At 46.9% G+C, this 22,328-nt stretch carries 12 protein-coding genes; 5 read left to right on the top strand and 7 right to left on the bottom strand.

Annotated elements, in window-relative coordinates:
* Positions 1-745 precede the first annotated feature (745 nt).
* The 5 genes from ACTTJ8_RS07380 (at position 746) to ACTTJ8_RS07400 (ending at position 14,116) form a co-directional block, all read left to right on the top strand.
* The gene (locus ACTTJ8_RS07380; RefSeq protein ID WP_442720764.1) at positions 746-2,086 is read left to right on the top strand and encodes a hypothetical protein; all 1,341 of its coding nucleotides are present in this window, start codon (positions 746-748) and stop codon (positions 2,084-2,086) included.
* 30 nt (positions 2,087-2,116) lie between these two features.
* Positions 2,117-2,287, top strand: a complete 171-nt coding sequence (locus ACTTJ8_RS07385; protein ID WP_442720765.1) for a hypothetical protein — start codon at positions 2,117-2,119, stop codon at positions 2,285-2,287.
* An 86-nt stretch (positions 2,288-2,373) separates the two neighbouring features.
* Complete coding sequence (locus ACTTJ8_RS07390) at positions 2,374-9,225, top strand: Ig-like domain-containing protein (protein WP_442720766.1); 6,852 nt, start codon at positions 2,374-2,376, stop codon at positions 9,223-9,225.
* Between the two features lie 289 nt (positions 9,226-9,514).
* On the top strand, positions 9,515-12,307 hold the full coding sequence (locus tag ACTTJ8_RS07395; protein WP_442720772.1) for a helicase-related protein: 2,793 nt from the start codon (positions 9,515-9,517) through the stop codon (positions 12,305-12,307).
* A 300-nt stretch (positions 12,308-12,607) separates the two neighbouring features.
* Positions 12,608-14,116, top strand: coding sequence for a carbon starvation CstA family protein (locus ACTTJ8_RS07400; protein ID WP_442715563.1), 1,509 nt, complete (start codon positions 12,608-12,610; stop codon positions 14,114-14,116).
* A 281-nt stretch (positions 14,117-14,397) separates the two neighbouring features.
* On the opposite strand, the gene ACTTJ8_RS07405 is transcribed toward ACTTJ8_RS07400, so the two are convergent.
* The 7 genes from ACTTJ8_RS07405 to loaP form a co-directional block, all read right to left on the bottom strand.
* Positions 14,398-15,156 (bottom strand): Sir2 family NAD-dependent protein deacetylase, encoded by a 759-nt coding sequence (locus ACTTJ8_RS07405; RefSeq protein WP_442720767.1) that lies wholly within the window; start codon positions 15,154-15,156, stop codon positions 14,398-14,400.
* Between the two features lie 52 nt (positions 15,157-15,208).
* Positions 15,209-16,057: an FAD binding domain-containing protein gene (locus tag ACTTJ8_RS07410; RefSeq protein ID WP_442720768.1), complete on the bottom strand. Its 849-nt coding sequence runs from the start codon at positions 16,055-16,057 to the stop codon at positions 15,209-15,211.
* Positions 16,047-16,526, bottom strand: a complete 480-nt coding sequence (locus ACTTJ8_RS07415; protein WP_442715560.1) for a (2Fe-2S)-binding protein — start codon at positions 16,524-16,526, stop codon at positions 16,047-16,049. Before ACTTJ8_RS07415 ends, ACTTJ8_RS07410 begins: the two co-directional genes overlap by 11 nt.
* 1 nt (position 16,527) lies before the next feature.
* Entirely contained in the window at positions 16,528-18,783 is a 2,256-nt protein-coding gene (locus tag ACTTJ8_RS07420; RefSeq protein ID WP_442719661.1) for a molybdopterin cofactor-binding domain-containing protein, read from the bottom strand.
* A 174-nt stretch (positions 18,784-18,957) separates the two neighbouring features.
* Positions 18,958-20,148, bottom strand: a complete 1,191-nt coding sequence (locus tag ACTTJ8_RS07425; protein WP_442720769.1) for a DegT/DnrJ/EryC1/StrS aminotransferase family protein — start codon at positions 20,146-20,148, stop codon at positions 18,958-18,960.
* Positions 20,145-21,668: a polysaccharide biosynthesis protein gene (locus tag ACTTJ8_RS07430; protein WP_442719229.1), complete on the bottom strand. Its 1,524-nt coding sequence runs from the start codon at positions 21,666-21,668 to the stop codon at positions 20,145-20,147. The genes ACTTJ8_RS07425 and ACTTJ8_RS07430 overlap by 4 nt, the downstream gene beginning before the upstream one ends.
* Before the next feature lie 73 nt (positions 21,669-21,741).
* Complete coding sequence (gene loaP, locus ACTTJ8_RS07435; RefSeq protein WP_442715556.1) at positions 21,742-22,275, bottom strand: antiterminator LoaP; 534 nt, start codon at positions 22,273-22,275, stop codon at positions 21,742-21,744.
* Positions 22,276-22,328 lie beyond the last annotated feature (53 nt).

Consider the following 22,328-nt stretch of genomic DNA (forward strand, 5'->3'; position numbering starts at 1 on the left):
TTCCTTGAGATATGCCTTTGGACATTCCCTCGGCAAAGGCTATTTCTCGTTCTTCGGATCGTTATAATGCGGAATCCCTGAAAGACGGAACCGCTCCTATTGACATGAACCGTGCTTTTGGAGATAATCAGCCCGATGCTTGTCCGTGGATCATAGTAGGACTATATTGCGTGCTACGGACAATTAAGTTAAAAATAATAACGCTTTGCATCTTTATAAAAGGTCATATCTAAAAGTATGGGAATAGCTGAAAGACGAATGGGTGGATTACATGTTTTTTGAGTTATCCCGGAATATCGAAACATTTTGCATTATACATTAATGGGAGACACCGAAATATTAGCGGAGCAGCTTTAAAGTGTAAGTACGGTTATGTGAAACAACCGGAACGCTTTCATGGCGCTGAGCGTCTCTATACAACAGTGTTGTATAGAGGCATCCTTCTATACTAGAGCGGAGGAAAGTTTATTTTCAGCCGCTGAAATAGCGCGTTCATCAAACAATATACATCCTTGTGTATTATTTGATGGCGAATTTTGGCACAGCCAAAATGTCGCTACTGCTATAACCACCGCCGTCCGTGGCGGTAATAAACAATGAGTTTGCACAAAGGCAAACTCTCCTATTCTCGTGTACGCTTCTCGCGCACCAATGCAGCATTCTCCAAAGGTGATTCGCAATCCGCTTGAGCAGATATTATGAATCATTTCTTTACAGAAGCTATTGCATGTTAAGGAGCTTTATTATGAAAAAAACACAGATGGGTCGGACAGTATGGACAGCCGCCGTAATAGTGTGCTGTATTGCCTTGTTTACTACCTGTAAAAACTCGGTCGGATTAGGGGAAACCATTGATATAAACCCGCCGACGATTAAAAATGATAGTGTGTATCCTCCGAATAATGCGATCATTAAAGGGGCATTTAAACTGGCTGTTAAAGCTGATGATGATACGGGGGGCGATGCTGTTACCGCGGTTATCACAACAGCCAATGCCCAGAATTCAAAGATAAATATCGGTGATGCGTTCTTAAAAAAAACATCTTCCAAGGACGGCTATTGGATATTAGATATAAACCCGAAGGGAGAATATCCGATTAGCGACGGTGACTATAAGGTAGAAATTCAGGTAAAGGATACCGTCGGTAAAGTATCGACCGTAACCAGCGCCTTTACGATAGACAACACTCCTCCTTTGCTCATTTTGAATAGACCGAGTACGGCTATTACACAGGATGTATCTCTTAAGGACAGTACTCCTGATGAGTTCGGTTTTGACTTTTTGCTGGTTGGTCAGGTGTATGACGAATCGGCGGTGCCAATGTTGAAGATCACTGCAGAGGGAAACGGACAAAAGCGTGAAAAAACGCTGAACAATATTCCTCAAAATATCCGCATAACAGTAGATTCGTTTGGAAACAGTACAGACAATCCTTTTTATAAACCCTTATATAACGGCGAGGAAAACGGCGGAACTAAAAAGTATGAATACGGTATTACCGTAACGGACTCCGCAAAAGAATACAACAACCCCGGTGATTCTGGCGCCGGTACGGGAAATACGACCGATCGCTATTACCTTTTTGACGATTTATATAAGCCCGTGCTCAGTGCGTATAAGATACAGGAAGTGTATGCTATGCTGCACAGTATTTATACCTCCGGGGGGGGGGGGGGGGCTTCTGCTGTAGACCCAAAAACAGCAGAAGATGTCCGCAAGATATTAGCTGCCGCTCAGCTTGGCGGTGAAGGCTCCAAAAAAGGGACCTTTGCCTTGAACCCGTCGCGGAATCCGCGGTTTGCCATTGCCGGAGACAAACCGGTTGCACGGGATGAACTTGAAGCGACCCCACCGACAGCCGTCTTACCAACTCTCTATTTAGACGGTACGCTGAAAGTACAGCTGAGCTGTAACTTAGACGGCGTTCCGCTTAATGCGCCGGAGAAGTACAACTTTTTCTTAATGACGCTTGCTGATTTTTCAGCCTATACCGGAGGCTTAGCCTATCCTTCGGAGGAGAAGATAAACAGCGCTGACTTTCCTCCAGCCAACGCGATACGCATTCAGAACAGCAATATTTCTTGAGCAAAGCAAGGCAGTAATTACCTTGTCACCTTGAAGATCGACACAGAACTGGGGCTTTCCATACCCAACAAGTATATATTGCTGGTACAGGGAACTGATCAAAATGAGAAATACCCGCTGATTCCCGATCTTAAAGGTGTTGATAAAGGCGTTTACGGGTTTACCTTGGCAAAAACGGTGACAAACCGGAGGTATATGTAAAAAAGATAGAGGGAACGGTGTCCCATAAGGAAACCACGGATAATACTAATATCACGCAACCGGTTTACCTGAAAAAGGATGATTCGATGAAGGTAACCACAAACTTCATCATAGCCGCTGATGATAGCGTTCAAAGCCTGTCTTATCAATGCTATAAAGCCGGATCGACACCACCATTACCTATACCTATCAATCCTCCTCCTCCTTACACAAGTTTTGAGGTACCTTCAGCTGCATTTGATCAAGATAATGATACTGCTTACAAGCTGATTGTATGGGTAACATCTCAGACCGGTGACTCTGCTAAGCAAACGTATAATATTTTCTACGATGTAAAGGAACCTGATCTAAAGATAACATATCCTGTTGGTAATTTGTTTGGAGATGAAGGGAACGGCTTTAAGATTAAAGGCACAGCATTGGACAACCTTTCCGGATTAGCAGAGACTGATCCGATAACGGCAACGCTTACAAGGGAAGACGGCGGAGCACCGGCGCTCCCCGCTGTAACAGGTAGAGAAATATGGGAATATAATGTCGGTACTCTTCCTGAGGGAAAATATATCCTCACTGTTACGGCAAAAGACAAAGTTGGGAACTCGAAGACCGAAACGGTAAGCTTCACCTATAACAAAGCAGAACCCAAAATTAGCGATGTACAGCTTATTGAAATAGACAATAGTGATGCAGAGGTGAAAACACATACTGATACCGGCAATATCATATATAGTCAGCATACTAAAGTAAAAATAATAGGAAACATTGTAGAGTCACACGGACTTGAAGAATTTAAGGTGAAAGGGGAAGACCTAGCGCTGTCTTTAAGAACTATTGCAAAAGAATTCACACTTGGAGAAGGCAGCCATGACATCGAAATAACGGCAAAAGATAAAGCCGGTAAAGCTGCCTCTTACACGGTGAAGGTTGTGGTAGATAAGACAGCACCGGAGTTTGTAACAACCGACCCTCCTCCACCCCCTGGCACCCATCCTGACAACAATATCAGGTTTGCCGGAGTACTGGCTTCCGGCGAACCAAGTGATGGGGAGATTTCTACCTCTGACAATCCGATTAAAATTACCGGTCTTATTAAGGATCCTGTAAGCGGCATAAAAGAAGTATACTATGCTGTTACGGAAAATACGGTAACGACTGCACCGAACACCGGTTGGCAACAGCTAAATGGCACGCCTGATGGCAAGAATTATAAGATAGACGGCTATATAGAAAGATTTCCTACCGCTACCCTCCCTGTGGGGAAAACAATACACATTAAAGCGGTGGACAATGCAGGGAACGAAGCTTTTTTTAAGCACAAGGTGAAGATTACTTCTGTTGAGCCGGCAAAACTTACCTTTAAAATTCCGGAAGGTACTTTGGGCAATCCGAATAATCCTAGCGATACAACTGCCTACATCGTAAAAAAACATGCGGGTACTTTGTATGCAAAGGGAAAATTTAAAATAACGATCGGCGGTTATTTAGATCCGGTACCGTCCCCCGATACTATCACCATAGATATTAAAAACGGTACTACGCCTATACCGCAAGCAGATGTTCCCGGCTGGTTTAGCAACTGGACAGCACCTAAGATTTTGGCAGCTGACACGCCGAAAGACTATGTACTTGCTAATGCCCCTGATGCAGGTGAATATACGTTTACCATGACGGCACAGGGACAGGAAAAGGTGTTGACCGTTGTGGTTGATACGGAGGGACCGTCGGTAACACAACTAGAACCGGTTACAACTTCTGTTGATACGCTGCGTCCGGTATTGAGCGCCTCTATTTTCGACAATGCGGGGATAAAAGCCGGTACAGCAAAGGTACACTATGAAAAAGCAGGCGATGCTGCATTTACCTCTAAGCCGCTAACAAAAGGTACTGACGGTTCATATAGCTTTACTCCCGATGCAAACATGGCAGAAGGAACGTATACACTGTACTTTAGCGCTGAAGATAACCTCGGCAATAAAAGTAAATCTGAACAGAAGACCGTTCTTATAGATATAACGAATCCCTCTCTAACGGGAGTGAAAATTGACGGAAAAGGAGAAGATACTGTTTCTGTTAAGACCAGTTTTGCTGTGGAGGGAAAAGCGGATGATGTGAACGGTATTAAAAAGATTCAGATTCTGGACGACGGGCAGAGTATCAAAGAGACGACGGCTATCAACTCATCAACTAAGGATTGGAGTATTTCTTTTACCGGCACTGATCTGAGTGAAGGAACGCACAAACTTACGATACGTGCTACAGATAAGGCTGGAAAAAGCACGGATGTCCTAAAAACTGTGGTAATGGATAGGACAGCACCGACCGTTGAGTTAACCTATCCTGCGGCGACGAGCGCCCAATCGGGAAAGATAACCATTCAAGGAAGCATTGACGATGGAGCACAGGGTGCCGGTGTAAAAGCGGCAGCCACAAAGTGGATTGTTGTGCCTTCTGCATCGGGGATTCCTACTGCCGATACTGCCGGATGGAAAGCTATGAAAACTTCAACTGCGGCAAACTGGAGTCTTACGCTTGATTTTACCGCTGACTTAGCTTCAGGCGGCGGACACACGGCATACGGTCCGCAGAATACGGGAACACCTGCGTATTACGATATACCGGTATATATCCTTACCGAAGATAAAGTTGAAAATAAGGCTGTTCGAAAAATTACCGTACTGTATAATCCGGACGGGACAAAACCGATCGTGGAAGTTCTTTCTCCCACAGCAGGGTCTATTGTTGGCGGTACTATTCAGATATTCGGTACCGGAACGGTAGCCGTGGGAACACCCGATGATGTCGGTGAAGTACACATTCAGTTTTCGAAAGATGAACATACCTTTGACAGTACAAACTGCAATTTTAACGGCAAAGATTGGTGGAATGGCGGTAACGGTGTCCTTGTTCCCAACACTGACGGAACGCACTCAGGAGCTTCTTGGCGCATCGATGTAAACGGTGATGGAAAACTAAACAAGCCGGATCAGTCCCCGCCTAATCCAGCCGATGATGGTCGCTGGGAACTCTGGTTTAGATTGCGTGCAAAAAATAAGACGGACAATAAGATGGGAGAGTGGACGGCTCCTATCAAGATAGTTATTGATAAGTTTGCTCCGACTATCGGCAGTAAGATTCCGCTTAAACTTGAACAGGGCGGAAATTCCTATAGTTATGTTCCCAATATGTGGATAGCCGATAATTATAAACTTACCGGCTCAGTGTATGATGAATCGGGTATAAAGAACATAAAAATTACGGGGGATTTGAAAAACGGTACTGAATATGATTTAGATAGTGCTGTTACAGCCGGCTGGATTGTTGAAGATACTGCTCACCCGCCAACCGAATCCGGCAAAAAGAATTATAAGTTACAAATACCACTCACGCTGAGTGACCTGAAACAGGCTGCAAAGGAGAAACAAGAATTTAAGTTTACCCTTTCTGTGGAAGAAGATACCAATAAGCGTTTATATGCCGAAAAGGAGTTTACGTTTAAAATCGATACCGACGCGCCTATAGGAGCCTACGGGGAACATAAACTTATCGGTACCGGTAATTTTGAAGCCACCTCGATTACGGATACTGACATAGCAACTAAAATAAGAGAATTGGCGCCTTCAACCGATTACAGCAAGCTTGGTATATTAGCAGGAGGCAAAGCGCTTACGATACAGTCCGTAACCGGTGATAAAGTTGTGTTTACGCCTGCGATTGCAGCAGGAGAACAGAACTATGTGCTGTATAGTAAAGGAGCTTCGTTGATTTATAATGCGAACGGTGATTGGGTGGTAAAAGGTGTTGCGCATGATGAAGGAATAGGTGTTAAAGAGGTTAGCGTTACCGTAACGGTAAACGGTAGTTCTCAAGAACTAACTATACCGGAAACAAGTCTTGTTTCGAGTTTAAGCGGGCTTTGGTCGTGGGAAGGACAAATTGATGTAAGTACGCTGGACGACGGAAAGGGGACGCTCTCCTACGAAATTACCGATAAACGGGACAATACATACACGTCTCCTTCTATTGAAGTGCGGGTAAAGAACAAGCCGGTAAAGATTTCTAAGGTTACACTCCAAACCGAAATCGGCGGACAAACGGTTAAAACCGATAAAACCGATCCTGCAGAAACCGATCCGCAGACTATGATAACGAGAACCATGGATGCTAACTTGGATCAGACGGTGACTGTGGTAAGTAAAAACTTTGCCTTAAAGAGTAAGACCGCTTCAAAGATCAAGGTTGAATTTGACGGTGAACAGCAGGGTACCGTCAAATATCGGCTGAAAAAAGGCGATACTACGATAGGCGATAATTTACGATCGATTCCAAGTAATAAGGAAATTGTTTTAACGGAAGATGATTTAACTGCAATCGGCAATTCAAATGGCAGTACGCCTACCACCATAACACTTGAATTCTGGGATGAGGCGCACGGCTTTACTCAAGGAACGGATAGCTCTTGGGCTAAGGTCAATATTACCACGCTCTTCGATGCGCTTGATCAAACGAATCCGGCGGTGGTCATTCTGCCGTTCCACTGGAATAGTAAAACGGATAACTCTCTGTACCAAAACAGCAGGGCAAACGGTCATATCGAAAGAAAAGAAGATTTGCCTGCCCGGTTTACAGACGGTAATTCGGACAAACAGCTGGATAGGGATGACAAGGTTTCTGGTAAGATAAGTATTCGTGGAACTGCTCATGATGATCATGTCATTAATGAGATTTTAGGACAAATTACCGACTTTACCTTTGCCGGCGTAGCCGGTGCAGCAAGCGGTACCCAAACCAAGCTAACCGAATATGACTCTTCCAATAAAAAGTTTAAGGATATAGGAACAGGTACTGAGGTCTATAACCCGAATTATCTGCCGAAGCCGTCGGGTACTTCTACCGAATATGATAGCTATATTTTGAACAGAAATACGTTCTTTAACACAAACGGCTGGCTGTTGACAATTATGAGTTCCGAATTCAATGTGAAAACCGGTCATACAATAACATGGCAGCTTGACTGGAATAGTTCAAAGATAGAAGGCGGAGTTGGAACTGATAAAATTGTCAAAGTAACGGTAAAGGATATAGGTGAGAAAATCCCTCCGGCTACAGCTCCTACACCTCATACCGCATCGACAACATTGCAGGTGGATGTCGTACCGTATATTACGGGTGTCGGCAGAAACAGCGCATACAATACAAAGCGGGCGAGAAGCGGTGCCATACCCTTGCTTCGCGGAGAAGAAGACAATACGCTTACCGGCTTTAACTTTACAACGGGAAGCGGAACTTCTTTAAAGATTACCGCAAATAAGGACGGCACCGGTTCTGCAGCACTTGAAATGGAGAACCTAACTTTGAGCGGATCGTCTTATACCTTTAAAGTTCCTGATACGGCAAAAGACGGCTATCTGAATCTTGTGGTAAACGGTGTTGCTGCGGTGAACAATACAAATGCGTATACCGCAAGCAATACGGAAGAATCCGATACATACGGAGCTAAAGAACATTCCGACGACAGGTTTGTGCATATTTGGCGTGTAAGTAAGGAAGACACGTTTACGGGCAGTAAAAATGCCATCTATCCTGCAATGACGAAAGATAGTAACGGCACGCTCTATGCTTCATTTTGCAATAACTCAACTGCGGCGGTATATTATTCAAAGCAATTTACAGGAGGTACTCCTGTTGTCGTAGAACAACACGGTGTAAACGGTGTAAGAAGGATGTTTACAGGATACGATCCGCCGGAAGAAACAGATATAATCGTAAACGGAGGGGAAGTAAATGTACTCTATGCTGCAAGTTATCAAGGTGGAAGTGCTTATCAGTGGGGCGATGGTTCAACCCACAACGGAAAAAAATTCCCATGGAATGATACCACTCCTGAGTATGCAGGCGGTATATACCTCTATGATAAGGATGCAGCCGTTGGAACTAGGCATACTAATGTGTATCGGTTTGAACTGTATACCTACGATAATGAATTGCAGCAGTTTAAAAGTATACGGACTGTGCGTTCCGGCAACAACATCTATGTTGTCTATTATGACGCGTTAACCGCAGCGGTAAAATTTGCCTGGGTAGATGATAGCAAAAAACCGGATACAAGAATCCATGCACTCCCATGGTGCGTCATAGACAGCAATACCGACGTAACAGATAGCGAATGCAAAGTACCGGATCACTTGGAAAATACTCCGGGAGCTAATCCGCCGGATAATATATTTACCTTTGTAAGTCCCAACGGCTCAAATTATAAGGCTCCGTATATACTGAACAATTTTGAAGATGGGCTTACCGTTTCAAATGGGGTATGGGAATCCGTTGATGTTACGGTAACTAAAGACGGTTATCCTGTTGTAGCGTACATAGATGCTCCTACGAGAACCGTACGCCTTGCAAGAAGCACGTCAAAACAGCCTACGTCACCAGACGATTGGAAGATTCAAAAGGTTCTCGATTCTTCGGACAAGAATGGCAAGACTGCAAGCGACTGCGTCAACGCATGTATCGGCAGCGATGGGATACTGCATATCGCGTTCCAAAATACCAGAGGGCAACTCGTGTATGTAAAATCAACGAATACGTCCGATACCGGTTCAGTAAAGTATGCATTTGGCACTTCCGAAATACTGGATGATTCCGGTACGTCTATAGAGATGACCATGGATGGCACCGCTCCCTACATTACGTATATGTTCCGACCTAACTCGTACGATGCTATCCGCATTGCCTATAAAACCTCTATGGACTTTAACAATACGGGAACAGATGTAGCTGGCTGGGAAACAATGACTGCTCCGCTTAACCAACGGGCAGCAAGCGGCCGTATCTGTATTCAAACGAAGGCAAAGCATTACAATACTACAGTGAAGATGCCTGTTGCGGTAGGGTTTAAAACCAATTCAGATTACCGTGCGGCATTCTATGTAGGAAAATAGGTATTTTGTGAGGTAAAATAAGAGTTTTGGGCATCGCCGTTAAAGACTTTGGTTTTTAACGGCGATGCCTTTTTTCGTGCTATCTTTTTCATCTGCGCTGTGTAAAGATGAAGGATTTTTACATAGAATCAGTTTGAATTCATTTTATAAAGGGAATTGGTGCACCTCGCCAGCACCAGTAACTTTGTACTAAAAAAATACAGATGGTATTCTTCCGCACCAGTACATGGAGGATTCTCGGCAGTGCGCATTGCATACAAACCGCTCCTGCGCTATACTTTTCTTAATGATGAAGTATACACAGCTGCCTGTTTATGAGCAAAAGGCACGGATTTTAGAGAGTTTGGAACGGCATCAAGTTATTGTTGTCGAAAGCCCTACCGGATCGGGAAAAACGACCCAGCTGCCGGTAATTTTACACGAGGCGGGCTATACGCAAACCGGTATGATCGGCGTTACCCAGCCGCGGCGGATTGCGGCTCTTTCCGTCAGTGAATTTATTGCACATCAGCTGAAGGTTCCGCTCGGCGATACGGTTGGCTACAAGATGCGGTTTGAAGATCATACCTCGCCGGAAACCAAGATAAAGATTATGACCGACGGGATTCTCTTGCAGGAGCTTAAACTTGACCCATGGCTCAGCAAGTATTCCGTTATTATGGTAGATGAGGCGCATGAGCGCAGTTTGAATATCGATTTTATTCTCGGGTTGCTCAAGCGGATTTTGCAGGAGCGGCATGATTTTAAGGTAATTATCTCGTCGGCAACCATCAACACTGATATGTTTTCGATGTATTTTAATGAGTGTCCGGTTATTAAAATCGATGCGATGACCTATCCGGTTACGCTCATCTTTGATCCGCCCGCGCTGACAGCCTCTACGGAAACGCTTGCGGCGGAAACTGCGCTGCTCGATAAAATCGCAGTGATTGTCGGGCGGATTTTAAGCGAGGGCCGCCCCGGAGCAATCCTTGTGTTTCTCCCCGGTGAGCGGGCAATTAAGAACTGTATCGAACGGCTCTCTCATGAGCCGTGGTTCCGCAAGCTCTATCCGCTGCCGCTGTACGGGCGCTTGAGCAAGGAAGAGCAGGAGCGGGTGTTTAAGTCCCCGCCGTTCGGGAAAAAGAAGATTGTTATCGCAACAAATATTGCCGAAACCTCCATCACCATCAATGATATTGCGGCAGTCATCGACTCCGGTTTGTCAAAGCTGAATTTTTACAATCCCTTTACCTACACATCGAGCTTGGATGAAGCGCCGGTGTCGAAGGCTTCGTGTAATCAACGGCGGGGACGCGCTGGGCGGACGCAGGAGGGGGTGTGTTACCGCCTCTACACCCGCAAGGATTTTGAAACCCGCGTGATGTACACCACAGAAGAAATCTACCGCACCGACCTCTCTGAGGTGGTAATGCGGATGGCGGAGCTGGGTATCTACGACTTTGCGAACTTCGATTTTATTTCCCCGCCCGGCAAGAAGGGCATTATCGGTGCGGTAGATACGCTCAATATGCTCGGCGCGTTGGAGAGCGATAACAGCCTGAGTAAAATCGGGCAGATGATGTGCCTCTTCCCGCTCAGCCCGCGCCAATCCCGTATGATTGTGGAGGCAGTGCTCTATTACCCCGAATCGATTGAGGATGTATTGATTGCCGCGGGCTTTTTATCGGCACGCAGCCCCTTCCTCTTTCCCGACGGGCAAGAGCTTGAAGCGAGAAAAGCCCACGCAGCATTCCGCGATCCGCTCGGAGACTTTGTGTCCTTCCTCAAGGTCTACCGGCAATATATGCAGGCAGACAATCAAAAGAAATTTTGTGAACGCTTTTACCTCGACGAGCGGATTATGGCGGAAATTGCCAACATCAAAGAGCAGCTGGAGCTGATTGTCTCCGATATGGGCGTGCCGATTCTCTCCGGCGGAAAACCCGCGGATTATTTGACGGCGGTTGCCCGCGGTATGATCCAATTTGTGTGCGCTGCGCAGGGGCGGGATGTGTACCGCAGCCTTACCACCGAAAAGATTTCCATCCATCCGGGTTCCTGTATGTATAAGGAGCATCAAGCCTTTATCGTTGCAGGAGAGATTGTGCATACGTCACGGATGTATGCCATGTCGGTTTCACCCCTTTCCAAAGACATTGTAGCCCTGGTCGCCCCTGCGCTCCTCGACAAAAAAGCGGCACAGGAAGCGCGGGCACGGGCTGAGCGGGCAACCGGAGGAATCGGAAAAGGCAGCGGTAAAAACGCGCAGGTCACCGGTGTGTCCGGCTCCTCCGGCAGTGCAGGAAGAGCAGTACCGCACGGCTTCGCAGCGGAAACCGCAGGCGGAAAAGGAGCCGTCAGCACAGCCGGAGGTTCTGCAAACGAGAAACAGCCGGAGACGGTATCTATCTGCGGCACCCCGTACATTATACAAAAGATGAAAGGGAAAAAGCAGCTCTTGTTGCCGTGGGAGCAGTTTAGGCATACGGTGGAGCAACTGCGGGCAGAGCGGCAGCAGAAAGGCGCTGCACAACAGCAAATACAGGCAGACCTCAATGAAGGGGCGGCTGAAAGCAGTGCGCCCCTCTATAACAGTACGCCGGCTAAAACGTCCGGCGGCATTCAGGAGGTCTCCTCGCTTGAAAACGGCAGTATTGTCTACGACGGCAAGCTAGAGCAGCTGAAAAACTTGCGGGCAAAAATCACCTTCGGCAGCTATGAGCTGTTAGCCGGAGAAAAGTTCGGCTTGGTGTTAAGCATCGCCGAAGCCTTTCCGCTCCAGCCCCTTGATTCGGAAACCCCGTTCCCGCGGACTAAAAACTTCACGCTGCCTGATGACACAGCCGCCCTACTGGAGCAGCTGCCGCTCATCTTCCGCACGGTTGCGGCAAAGCAGAAGAGCAAGCAGCTCGGCTTTATCACCCTGTTCAACGACGATAACGGTACGTTCTGGCTGAAAACCTCGCGCGGATTCCACACAGCCCTGCACGAAAATCTTGCCTCCCTGCAGCAGCTCATAGACAGTGCAGGCGCAGGACTGGATGAAGCGCAAACAGCCGCCGTTAATAGCCTCTACAGCAAGATAGCAAAGTTGATTTAAGGACAGCAGGGCATTTTCTAAAAACGCAGGTATGGTTTAAAAGATGCCTTATAAACACAGCATTCTTTTTTATTTACAAACAGAAAAAACGGATTTATACTTTATAGAGTGATCGTAAAGGATAATGCAAGTCTTTCGGATCACGGGTAGAATCAACAACCCCAGACGCTCCGCATCGGGGTTGTTATTCTCATAAGGTGGTTGCAGTCGGCTTTAATACCCTTTGTTACGACGCAGAGCGTTGCCGAGGACGGCGGGTATTAAATCCTCCGCACGAATCACTTCACAGGAGGTACTCTTATGATATCGTTTTTGCTGTGTGTTGCAGCGCTTGTCGTAGGTTACTTTATCTACGGCACATTTGTAGAAAAGGTGTTTCAGCCTAATGTCAGCAATAAGACACCTGCTATGGCGAATCCCGACGGGATAGACTATGTACCTATCTCTAAGCCTAAAGCTTTTTTAATTCAGCTTTTAAATATTGCCGGGTTAGGTCCTATTTTCGGTGCAATTTCCGGCGCCTTATGGGGACCAAGCGTATATCTTTGGATTGTCGGCGGTACATTGCTTGCCGGAGGTGTGCATGACTATCTTGCCGGTATGCTTTCGCTGCGGAATGACGGTTCCAGTATCACGGAAATAACCGGGAAGTATTTAGGGCACACTATGCAGAACATCATGCGCGTATTCGGTTTGGTTCTGCTGATTATGGTCGGTGTTGTGTTTATGGTTGGACCAGCCGGACTTCTTGCACTGCTTACCCCGGAATGGCTCAATGTAAAGGTATGGACAATCATCATTCTGGTGTACTATTTCCTTGCAACACTGCTTCCTGTCGATAAGGTAATTGCGCGGTTATATCCGATCTTCGGTATATTCCTCATTTTGATGGCAATCGGTGTTTCAGTTGCTACCATATTGAATAGCGGAACCCGTCCCATGATGGAATTGACACTGGACAACCTCTATCCCAGTGCTACGCAACGTCCTATTTGGCCGCTTATGTTTATTACAGTTGCGTGCGGTGCAATTTCAGGATTCCATGCAACACAGTCTCCCATCGTTTCACGGACATTAAAGAATGAAAAAGAAGGACGCTGGGTATTCTACGGCGCGATGGTTTCAGAAGGTATCATCGCCATGGTGTGGGCATCAGCAGCGATTGCCTTCTTCTGGAATAAAGACGGTTCAGGTACCGGTCTGAAAGCATTGCTCGATATCGGCGGCGGCAACTCTAAATCCGTCTTTGCAATCTGTACAGGACTGCTGGGAACGGTAGGCGGCGCGATTGCAATGGTCGGTGTTATTGCCTGTCCTATCACATCGGGTGATACGGCATTCCGCAGTGCACGTATGATTATCTTTGACTGGTTCAAACTTGATGAGAAAAAACTCAAGGTACGGCTTGCCGTTGCTGTTCCTCTCCTGCTGGTCGGCTATGGCATTTCTCTTATCAATTACAGCGTAGTCTGGCGCTATTTCTCGTGGTCTAATCAAACACTTGCAATGATTGTGTTATGGACGGGAGCTGCCTACCTTGCTACCAACTATCCCAATAAAAACCGCTGCTGGATCGCAGTTATTCCTGCAACCTTTATGTCAGCTGTTTCCGTAACCTATCTGATGTATGCGCCGGAATGCTTTAATCTGGTACGGCTTGGTATGCAGGGGATTACGATTTCGTATGCAGTTGGTATTGTCTTTGCAGCTGTATGCTTTATCCTCTTTATGGTACGGATTTATATGAATCCTGCACGAAGCCTCGAAAATCAGAAAAAGATCATGCTCGGGCGTGCATATAGCCATTAAACACTAGACCTGTTCGATACCTTGTTGTCGACCAGGTTGATGAGTTCTCAATCGTATAAATAGCACGATTGAGAACATCGCATTTCAAGGTAACCTGTTCAGAAACATACATTTCCGAACAGGTTTACTCATTACACGTCTCTAAAAACTAATTAGCTGTCCGCTTTAGCGGATATGACAAATCATTTCCTTACCCAGTAAGCTGATAAGCTTAAGATTTTTAGAGACGCTAGATAGGCTACCATTTTTAGTTGGTTCGGTGAAAACGGCATCAGGTGGTTTTATACCTCGATGCCGAATGCCTGCCGTAGATAGGTAAAGGTTTCTGCCAAATCGGTACAGCGGAGCGCCGCATAGCTGTCAAAATAGGTAGGCTGTTCGTTGACAATAACAACTGAACCTCCCGACTGTAAGGTTATCTGCGGCAATGCGGCGGCAGGATACACGGTCAGGCTGCTGCCTAAAACCAGCAAGAGGTCTGCACGGCGGCATTCCTGCTGAGCTTCTGTAATGGCAGCTGCCGGGAGTGCCTCTCCAAAAAAGGTAATATCAGGTTTCAGGGCATGACCGCAGCGGGGACAAAGCGGTACTTCGCCGGTACGCGCAACGGAAACAACATCTTCAAAAGAAGTAGTGTAGCTGCATCCGGTACAGCTGTGCCGAGACGGAGAGCCGTGCACTTCGATGACATGGCAGCTGCCTGCTTTTTGGTGGAGCAGATCAATATTTTGGGTAATCAGCGCTGCGAGTTTACCTTGCGCTTCCAGCCCAGCCAGAACCTGGTGCACAATCGAAGGTTCTTTTTCCTGTAAACCGTAGATAAAGTCCCGTGCCAAGCCATAATAGACAGATGGAGTTTGATAAAACACCTCGATATCAAACATTTTATCAGTTTCGGGGAGTGTGTACAGTCCATTTTTGCCTCTAAAATCCCGAATACCGGATAAGGTACTGATCCCCGCTCCGGTAAAAGCCACACAATGGTTCGCAGTTCTGATCATAGCTGCCAGCTGCTCATATACTTTATCATTTTCACTCACACAGATACCCTCATTAAAATAGAACTCCCCGCCTTTCTCTTTGAGAGAAGTTCTAATGTGTTAAAAGATACATACTTTCTTCCATTAGATTCAAAAAGCATTGCTTCTGAAAATCCGAAAGATCGGAAGCATCAAAGGTATCTTTAAAAATTACTTCAGTCTCTTTCATTAAAGCGCCGATACTACGCCGGTCAATCGGAAGGCTCTTACCTGTTAAAAGGTTTTCAAATTCCTTTACTTTTATCAGCTGCGTTTTACCGAATAAGAGCTTTACATCGGAAAGAATATTTTTTTGCATCCGCGCCAGAAAAACAAACGAGGCAGTCTCATCGGTAATATGCCCGATTGGTCCTAACCGTTTATAATGAGAAATAGTCCATTCTTCAAAAGGAACTCTGATCCTCAAAATAACATGAGAATGCTGCCGTAAGTCAGCGGAACTTTCATCACAATACCGGATTAAAGGCATCCAAAAGGTTTCTTTTTTTGTCCGTATTTCGATTTTAGAATCTAAGGCAATGAGCGGAATGAGGCTGGAGCTTTGCATCTGAGCCTGTGCAATATTGCCGCCGATGGTTGCAAGAGAGCGTATACCGGGGTTTGAAGCAACGGAGAGCGCCTGATATAAAATGGCGGGTACATTTTTTTCTCCGAGTTCTAGGATGATATTGAGCGCCGCTGCTGCACCAAACTCAATAAAGCGTTCCCGCTTTACAATCGCTTCAAGCTCCGGGATATTTTTTAACAGTAGAATCGACTTCGGTAATACAAAACGGTCAGCACGGCAATTTTTTAACAAGCCCGTAGTACCTGCAAGCGGTGTTATATCTGTTACGTTTTGCATCAACGTATACAATTCAGATATGTTTTTGACGGTAGAAATGCTGGAACTATCGCTCATGTTTTTTGCCCCTCCGCAACCGGCACACCCGCTGCAATGCAGCAGTAATCGAAATAATATCAGTACAGCGGCATATCGTCCCGATATAGGCATCCCGTATCTGCTCCTCGGTAGGGCTTCGGTATTTTGCAACGATACTCTGTGCCGTTAAAATAGTACCGGCTGAACAGAAGCCGCAGAGCGTAATCCCCTCATGCTCAAAGGCAGCAAGAATTTCTCGGTATTCAGGGGTCGTAGTAAAATATTCAAGGGTGATAATATCCGTTCCTTCCACTGCGAATACCGGCAGCATACAAGAAGGTACGGGATTATTATTCAGCAATACCGTACACGATCCGCAGATACCCTGTGTACAGCCCTTTTTAATACTGCGTAAGCCGAAATCCCTACGCAGCACATCCACCAGCCGTTCATTTACCGCCGCTTCGATCTCTACCGGCTCATTGTTTAAACGGAACCGTATTTTCATCTCACTTACCCCCTCTCAGTGCCTTAAAAATATCCTCCGTAAGGATTGGTAAGGAATCTATTCTCACCGGTACGCGCAGCAAAATCTGATTAAGTGCAGCAAGATAGGCTGCCGGCAGGATATTTTCCGCACACGAAGCAAAGGCGCTCAAAGGCGCATCCCGTTCAAGAACCTCGACTGAAAGAGGAGGCAGCTCATTCGGTAAGATGATCCGGTACTCAGAATACCGCCGGGATGATTCAATAGTTTCAGCGCTCTGCTCCCCCTCAGCTTGAATAGGAATGCCTTTTTCATCCTCAGTACTATACACCGCTTCATCTGCAACGCTGTTTGCCGCCGTTTCATCAGAAAGACATACTGAATCCCCCGTACCATATTGATCCACATCCGCATTCTCTACTTGCAGCTGTGTTATCGTACAGATACGGGAAAGAGCTGCTGCCGCATTTTTATGCAGATAGCTTAGCACCCGCTTGGTATCGTAGACCTTACCGGGACTGCACGAAAACCAAATGCCCCGGATCATAACAGCATAACAGACTGTATCCAACTCAAGCTCCACAACACAGACAGCCGGTGTTTGAGAGACAAAGGCAGCAGTGTTTTTCTCTGATATGCTGATAGCTTTATCCCCGGCCGTACAGAAAGGAGCGCCGGAAACATCAGATACATCAGCAGAACTTCCCTGCATAGTACTGTCTTGCTGCGGCAGGTGATAGCTCCGGGTAATGGTAAGAGGCAGCGGATTTCTGAAGCGCTGATCCAACAAATCGTTTAAGCACTGCTGCACAAGCGGCATCAAAACACTAACAGTAACACCCGCTGTCGCAGGCCCGCAGCTATTCATATCTGCGGTGGTAAGCCCGGCAAATACCACATTCTCTGCGGGTATATCAAGTTTTTCTGCAGCCATAGCTCGGATAATCTTTTTGAGATCCTCCGCTGCCGGCTCCGCCTTTATTACCAGCTGATTATGCACATTCAGCTCTATTTCAACCGAATAGGTAAAATCAGCCGGACAGCCACTGTACTGAAAGCCGGCAGCGATCCCGATCCCACGCCAGCGTCCGTCGTGTTTATCCCGTTTACCGCTATTAAAAAGATGATAGGCAGCATATTTGCAGCCGAAATCGCTTTTTGTGGTGATTGTTTTCAATATATTGGTAAAAACCCCTGAATAATCTTTTTGAAATGTTGCAAGCCGCCAATCAACCGGTGCAAGATTATGTTCTTGGACAAGCTTACTGATGTGATTTTCCAGAGCATTTGATGTATAATAATCCCCCCAGCCTTCAAAAATATCAATAAGCCCCTGCGGTGTTTTTGCCGCCCGGACTTCGATCCGGTAATTCGGAATATGATAGGGACCGAGGGCAGAGGCGATCATTTGCTTTAATATCTTGCCGATAAGCGGACAACAGGCACCTGCATTCACAATGATGGAAATCTGCATTGCCTCAATTGTTTTGTTATCTGACACCACAGATTTATGCTCTATAATCATCTCCGGTGTTTTGGGCGCTGCGGCACGGCTTTCTGCAGCAGACAGGGTGAGGACGACTGTTTTTTTCTCCAGTACTGCCGCAACCGCGCATTGAGCAGCAAGCAGTGAAGGATACCATAAGAGTTCATTGGCAGTTTCTCCGGTTTTTGCCGGATGCACCACGATAGAGTTTTCTGCAAGCCCGGTTGCCTCGGCAACTGCAGAACGCACATGGAGCGGCCACTGCGTCGGTACATACACATCAAGCCCATCTTCACGGTACACTGCAATAGCGGAAAACGGTTCGGAACGGGCGGTATACTGGGATGCCGTTTTAAGCGATGAATACACGGTTACGGGCGCTGCTTCAAAACACGCATCGATGTCCCCAACCGAATATGTTTCCTTTGCAATAATGGGATAGTCAAACAGCGTATGTGTATGTTCAGCTTCAAAGCTGTCCTCCGGGTTCGGTTCCACCGTAACAACAGTGTCGTTACGCAGCGCCTCCAGTACAGCCATATCCGTACCGGTCAATATCCCAACCGCCTGCCCCTGATATGCCGACTCACGGTTTGCAAGCACCGGCAAATCGCAGTCAAAAACACTGATAGCATACCGGGCTGGCAGCTGTGCGGCGCTATAGAACGCATAACCTTCCGGTAAAGGCGGCAGCTGTACTGCAGCAATAATGCCGGAGGACACCGGCGTACGCACAAGTACTGCATAGCGCTGATCTTCAAAACTAAGGTCGGAAACAAACTGCTCTATCATATCGATGCACCTCCTGTGCGCATAGTTCATCTGCTAAAACCTCACGTGAGCTTTTAGGGCATCTCTAAAAACTCGGTTAGATTTTTAGAGGTTCCCTTTAGCAGACACGTGAGCCTTCAGCAAACACGTAGAGATGCCACAAAAGGTGGTTACTTTTTCGGCATCTCCAGCTTCTTACCTGCAGAACCGCTGTGCGGTACTGATAACCGTATCAATAACATACTGCACATCAGCATCGCTCATATCAGGCCAGAACGGCAAGCTGATACTCCGGGCATAGTGCGCTGCGGCATTGGGAAAATCTTGCGCCCGCAGCCCGTACCGTTCACGTAAAAAGGTCAGCTCAAAATGCGGAATAAAATGAACGGAAATACCGAGTCCCTGCTCCTGCAGCGCACGGGCAAAATCATCCCGCCCTACGGACAGTGTTTCCGGCACAAGCCTGAGAATGTATAAATGCCAGGCATTCCCTTCTCCATCCGGCGGAACGGTAAAAAAGTCCAGCGGCTTGAAGGCTGCGGTAAAACGTTCAGCGATTGCCTTCCGTTTACGGTAAAATGATTCAGCTTTTTGCAGCTGCACCCTGCCGATAGCAGATAAAATATCAGGGAGATTACACTTATAGCCTTCCGCAACAACATCATACTGCCAGCTGGCATGTTTGTCGGTATACCGATCCCAAATCGTCCGGTTAATACCGTGAGAACGCATCAGTTTTATACGTTCTGCCGCTTCAGCATTACGGACACAGACCATCCCCCCCTCTCCGGTGGTGATCGTTTTGGTAGCATAGAAAGAAAAGACCCCGGCATCTCCCAAGGTACCGCCGTACCCTGCTGCTGTTTCGGCAGGAAAGGCATGGGCTGCATCTTCGATTACTGCAACATGGTATTTTTCCGCTAATGTGTTAATCGCCTTCATGTCGCAAAGGTTTCCGGCAATATGAATCGGTACAATCGCTTTGATGGTTGTATCTTTTTTGAGCTTATCTTCTATTTTTTCAGGGTCAATACTGTAAGAATCAGATGAGATGTCGGCATAGACAGCCTCTCCGCCAAGATGCAAAGCGCTTGTAGCTGTGGACACAAAGGTATAAGGACTCGTCAAAATTTTTGTCCCCTGCCCTACCCCGAATGCTTCCATTGCAAGCATCAGCCCGTTCGAAGCTGAATTGACGGAAAGCGCATACGGGCTATGTACCATAGCGGCAAACTCCTGTTCAAACGCAAGGGTCTCCTTTCCGGTGGTCAGCCAGCCGGAATGCAATACGCGGATAGCGGCTTCCTCTTCCGCGCGATCAAAAGACGGCTTAAAAAACGGCACTTCCCGCAGTGGTTTTTGTTCCGCTGTATTCGTTGTATTCATACTATTTCTACTTCTCCTTTTTCAAAATGAAGCGCTTCCCGCAGCGAGGTACAGGCATTGCAGAGCAGCTCAATCAGATATTCTTTATCGCGGTAATGCTGCCCTTCACCGGTAAAACAGCACACAGGGTAGAGCTGGGTGAGCAGCTTTTCAAGCTCCGGAGCCGCGAATTGTTCCCGGCTCTGCAGTCTGAGGATTTTTGGGTAGTTGGTAGGCTCCGTATACTCGGTTTCACTCAGGAGCGGCTCTTCCAACCGTTCTCCGGGGCGCACCCCGATAATCTCTATCGGGATATCCTTATCCGGTTCATAGCCCATATACCGTATCAGCTGACGGGCGGTTTCTAAAATATTCACCGGCTCTCCCATATCGAGAAGGTAGGATTGTCCATTGACCCCTACCCCGCCCGTCTGCAGCACGAGAGAGCACGCCTCCGGGATGGTCATAAAAAAGCGGATCATATCGGGGGACGTAACCGTTACCGGGCCGCCCTTTTTCACCTGTTCAACAAAGAGCGGAAAAATGGAGCCGCGTGAGCCGAGTACATTGCCGAACCGGACAAACATATAGGCATAGCCGTCCGTACCGGATGTTTCCTGCATACGTGCGGCGGCATTGAGTACCATCTTCTCGTTGAGCATCTTGGAAACCCCGTAAATAGACACGGGATTAACCGCCTTATCCGTGGAAATAAGCACAAAACGCTTTACCCCGTTTTCCATACAAGCGTCGAGCAGGTTTTTTGTCCCGAATACATTGTTTTCGATAACGGCAACGGGATTTGCCTCCATCAGCGGCACGTGCTTATAGGCAGCGGTATGGAACACCGCATCACAGCGGAGCTTACTGAGGATATAGCGCATATAGCTGCGGTCTTTTAGCTCCCCGACAATGGGTACGATTGTAGCCTTATCCCCGACTCCCTCTTCCTGCAGTAAGCGCAGCTCCTTATCAATTTGATAGATTGAGTTTTCACCATGCCCAAAAAGGTAGAGCCGCTCCGCCCCGCCGGATAAAAGCTGCCGGGCGAGTTCACTGCCGATCGACCCTCCCGCTCCGGTAATCAGTACCCGTTTGCCGCGCAAATACGCAAGGCTGCTTTTCAAACTGATTTTAATAGGGGTACGCCCCAAAAGATCCTGCGGATTGATCTCCCGTGCCTGCACAAGGTGCGCATTACCGTCCACAATTTGAGAGATACCCGGCAGCAGTTTAATAGTAGTAAAGCCGGCATCTTTGACAATCGCATATATTTCGCGAAGCCGCTCTGCTTTAATACTGGGTATTGCTATCAGCAATTCATCCCGCGCCTCTACCCTGATAAGCCGTGCAACATCCTGAATGGGACCGAGAATCGGGATTCCATCAATTTTACTGCCGATTTTCTGCGGATCATCATCCAAAAAGGCTGCAACACAGCCGAATATCCCTTTTTTCCGTATTTCATGGGCAATCATCGTACCCGCCAGTCCAGCCCCGATAATATAAATCGTCGGCTGTACTTTATTACTTTGAGACATGAACTCCCTCCCTTTCACACATAAGCATCACTAGGGCATCTCTAAAAACTCGGTTAGATTTTTAAAGATTCCTTCATTTTGAACCGGATGCTGCCGGTTCTATCACATCAAAAGCCAAATCGATAGGAAAGGTATCGGTATACATATCCAGCAGAACCTTGGCACGCTGTTTCCGCCGATCAACCTTGATAATCTTCCCTTCAAGCCCCTTTAAGGCTCCTTCTACCACACAAATGCGGGTATTTTCATCAAAATACACCTTAGAAGGGGTAGAGACCTCGCCAAAAGACAGAAAATGGCGCAGCAAAGAAAGGTCATTATCGACAAGCGGACGCGGATTTTGATTATTCGGTAAAAAACGATAAAAATCCGGCGTTTTCCGGAGCTGCCAGGAAAGCGGAACCGACAAAGCCTCCACTTCCAAAAAAATATACCCGGGAAAGACCGGGGCATCCACCTTTTGACGTATACCTTTCTTTTTGATATAGAGTACGCGGCGTGGAAAATAAGCTTGTATTTCATGCTGAGCCTCTTCGCCCAGCTTCCGTATCTTTTTTAAAAGTTCCGGTTCCCTACCGGTTCGCACCTGCACTGCGTAATAGTCCATAGAGACAAGAGTATAGCATAGAAAAAGAGAAGATTATAGTAGGGAGGCCCCGT

Origin of the sequence: Treponema sp. (genome assembly GCF_052169735.1) — a bacterium.
In the GTDB taxonomy this organism is placed as follows: domain Bacteria; phylum Spirochaetota; class Spirochaetia; order Treponematales; family Treponemataceae; genus Treponema.

Coding starts and splice junctions, on each gene's coding strand:
- ACTTJ8_RS07400 (WP_442715563.1), top strand. CDS start 12,608: ATGATATCGTTTTTGCTGTGTGTTGCAGCGCTTGTCGTAGGTTACTTT.
- ACTTJ8_RS07415 (WP_442715560.1), bottom strand. CDS start 16,526: ATGAAAATACGGTTCCGTTTAAACAATGAGCCGGTAGAGATCGAAGCG.
- ACTTJ8_RS07420 (WP_442719661.1), bottom strand. CDS start 18,783: ATGATAGAGCAGTTTGTTTCCGACCTTAGTTTTGAAGATCAGCGCTAT.
- ACTTJ8_RS07430 (WP_442719229.1), bottom strand. CDS start 21,668: ATGTCTCAAAGTAATAAAGTACAGCCGACGATTTATATTATCGGGGCT.
- ACTTJ8_RS07410 (WP_442720768.1), bottom strand. CDS start 16,057: ATGAGCGATAGTTCCAGCATTTCTACCGTCAAAAACATATCTGAATTG.
- ACTTJ8_RS07425 (WP_442720769.1), bottom strand. CDS start 20,148: ATGAATACAACGAATACAGCGGAACAAAAACCACTGCGGGAAGTGCCG.
- ACTTJ8_RS07380 (WP_442720764.1), top strand. CDS start 746: ATGAAAAAAACACAGATGGGTCGGACAGTATGGACAGCCGCCGTAATA.
- ACTTJ8_RS07390 (WP_442720766.1), top strand. CDS start 2,374: ATGAAGGTAACCACAAACTTCATCATAGCCGCTGATGATAGCGTTCAA.
- ACTTJ8_RS07395 (WP_442720772.1), top strand. CDS start 9,515: ATGAAGTATACACAGCTGCCTGTTTATGAGCAAAAGGCACGGATTTTA.
- loaP (WP_442715556.1), bottom strand. CDS start 22,275: ATGGACTATTACGCAGTGCAGGTGCGAACCGGTAGGGAACCGGAACTT.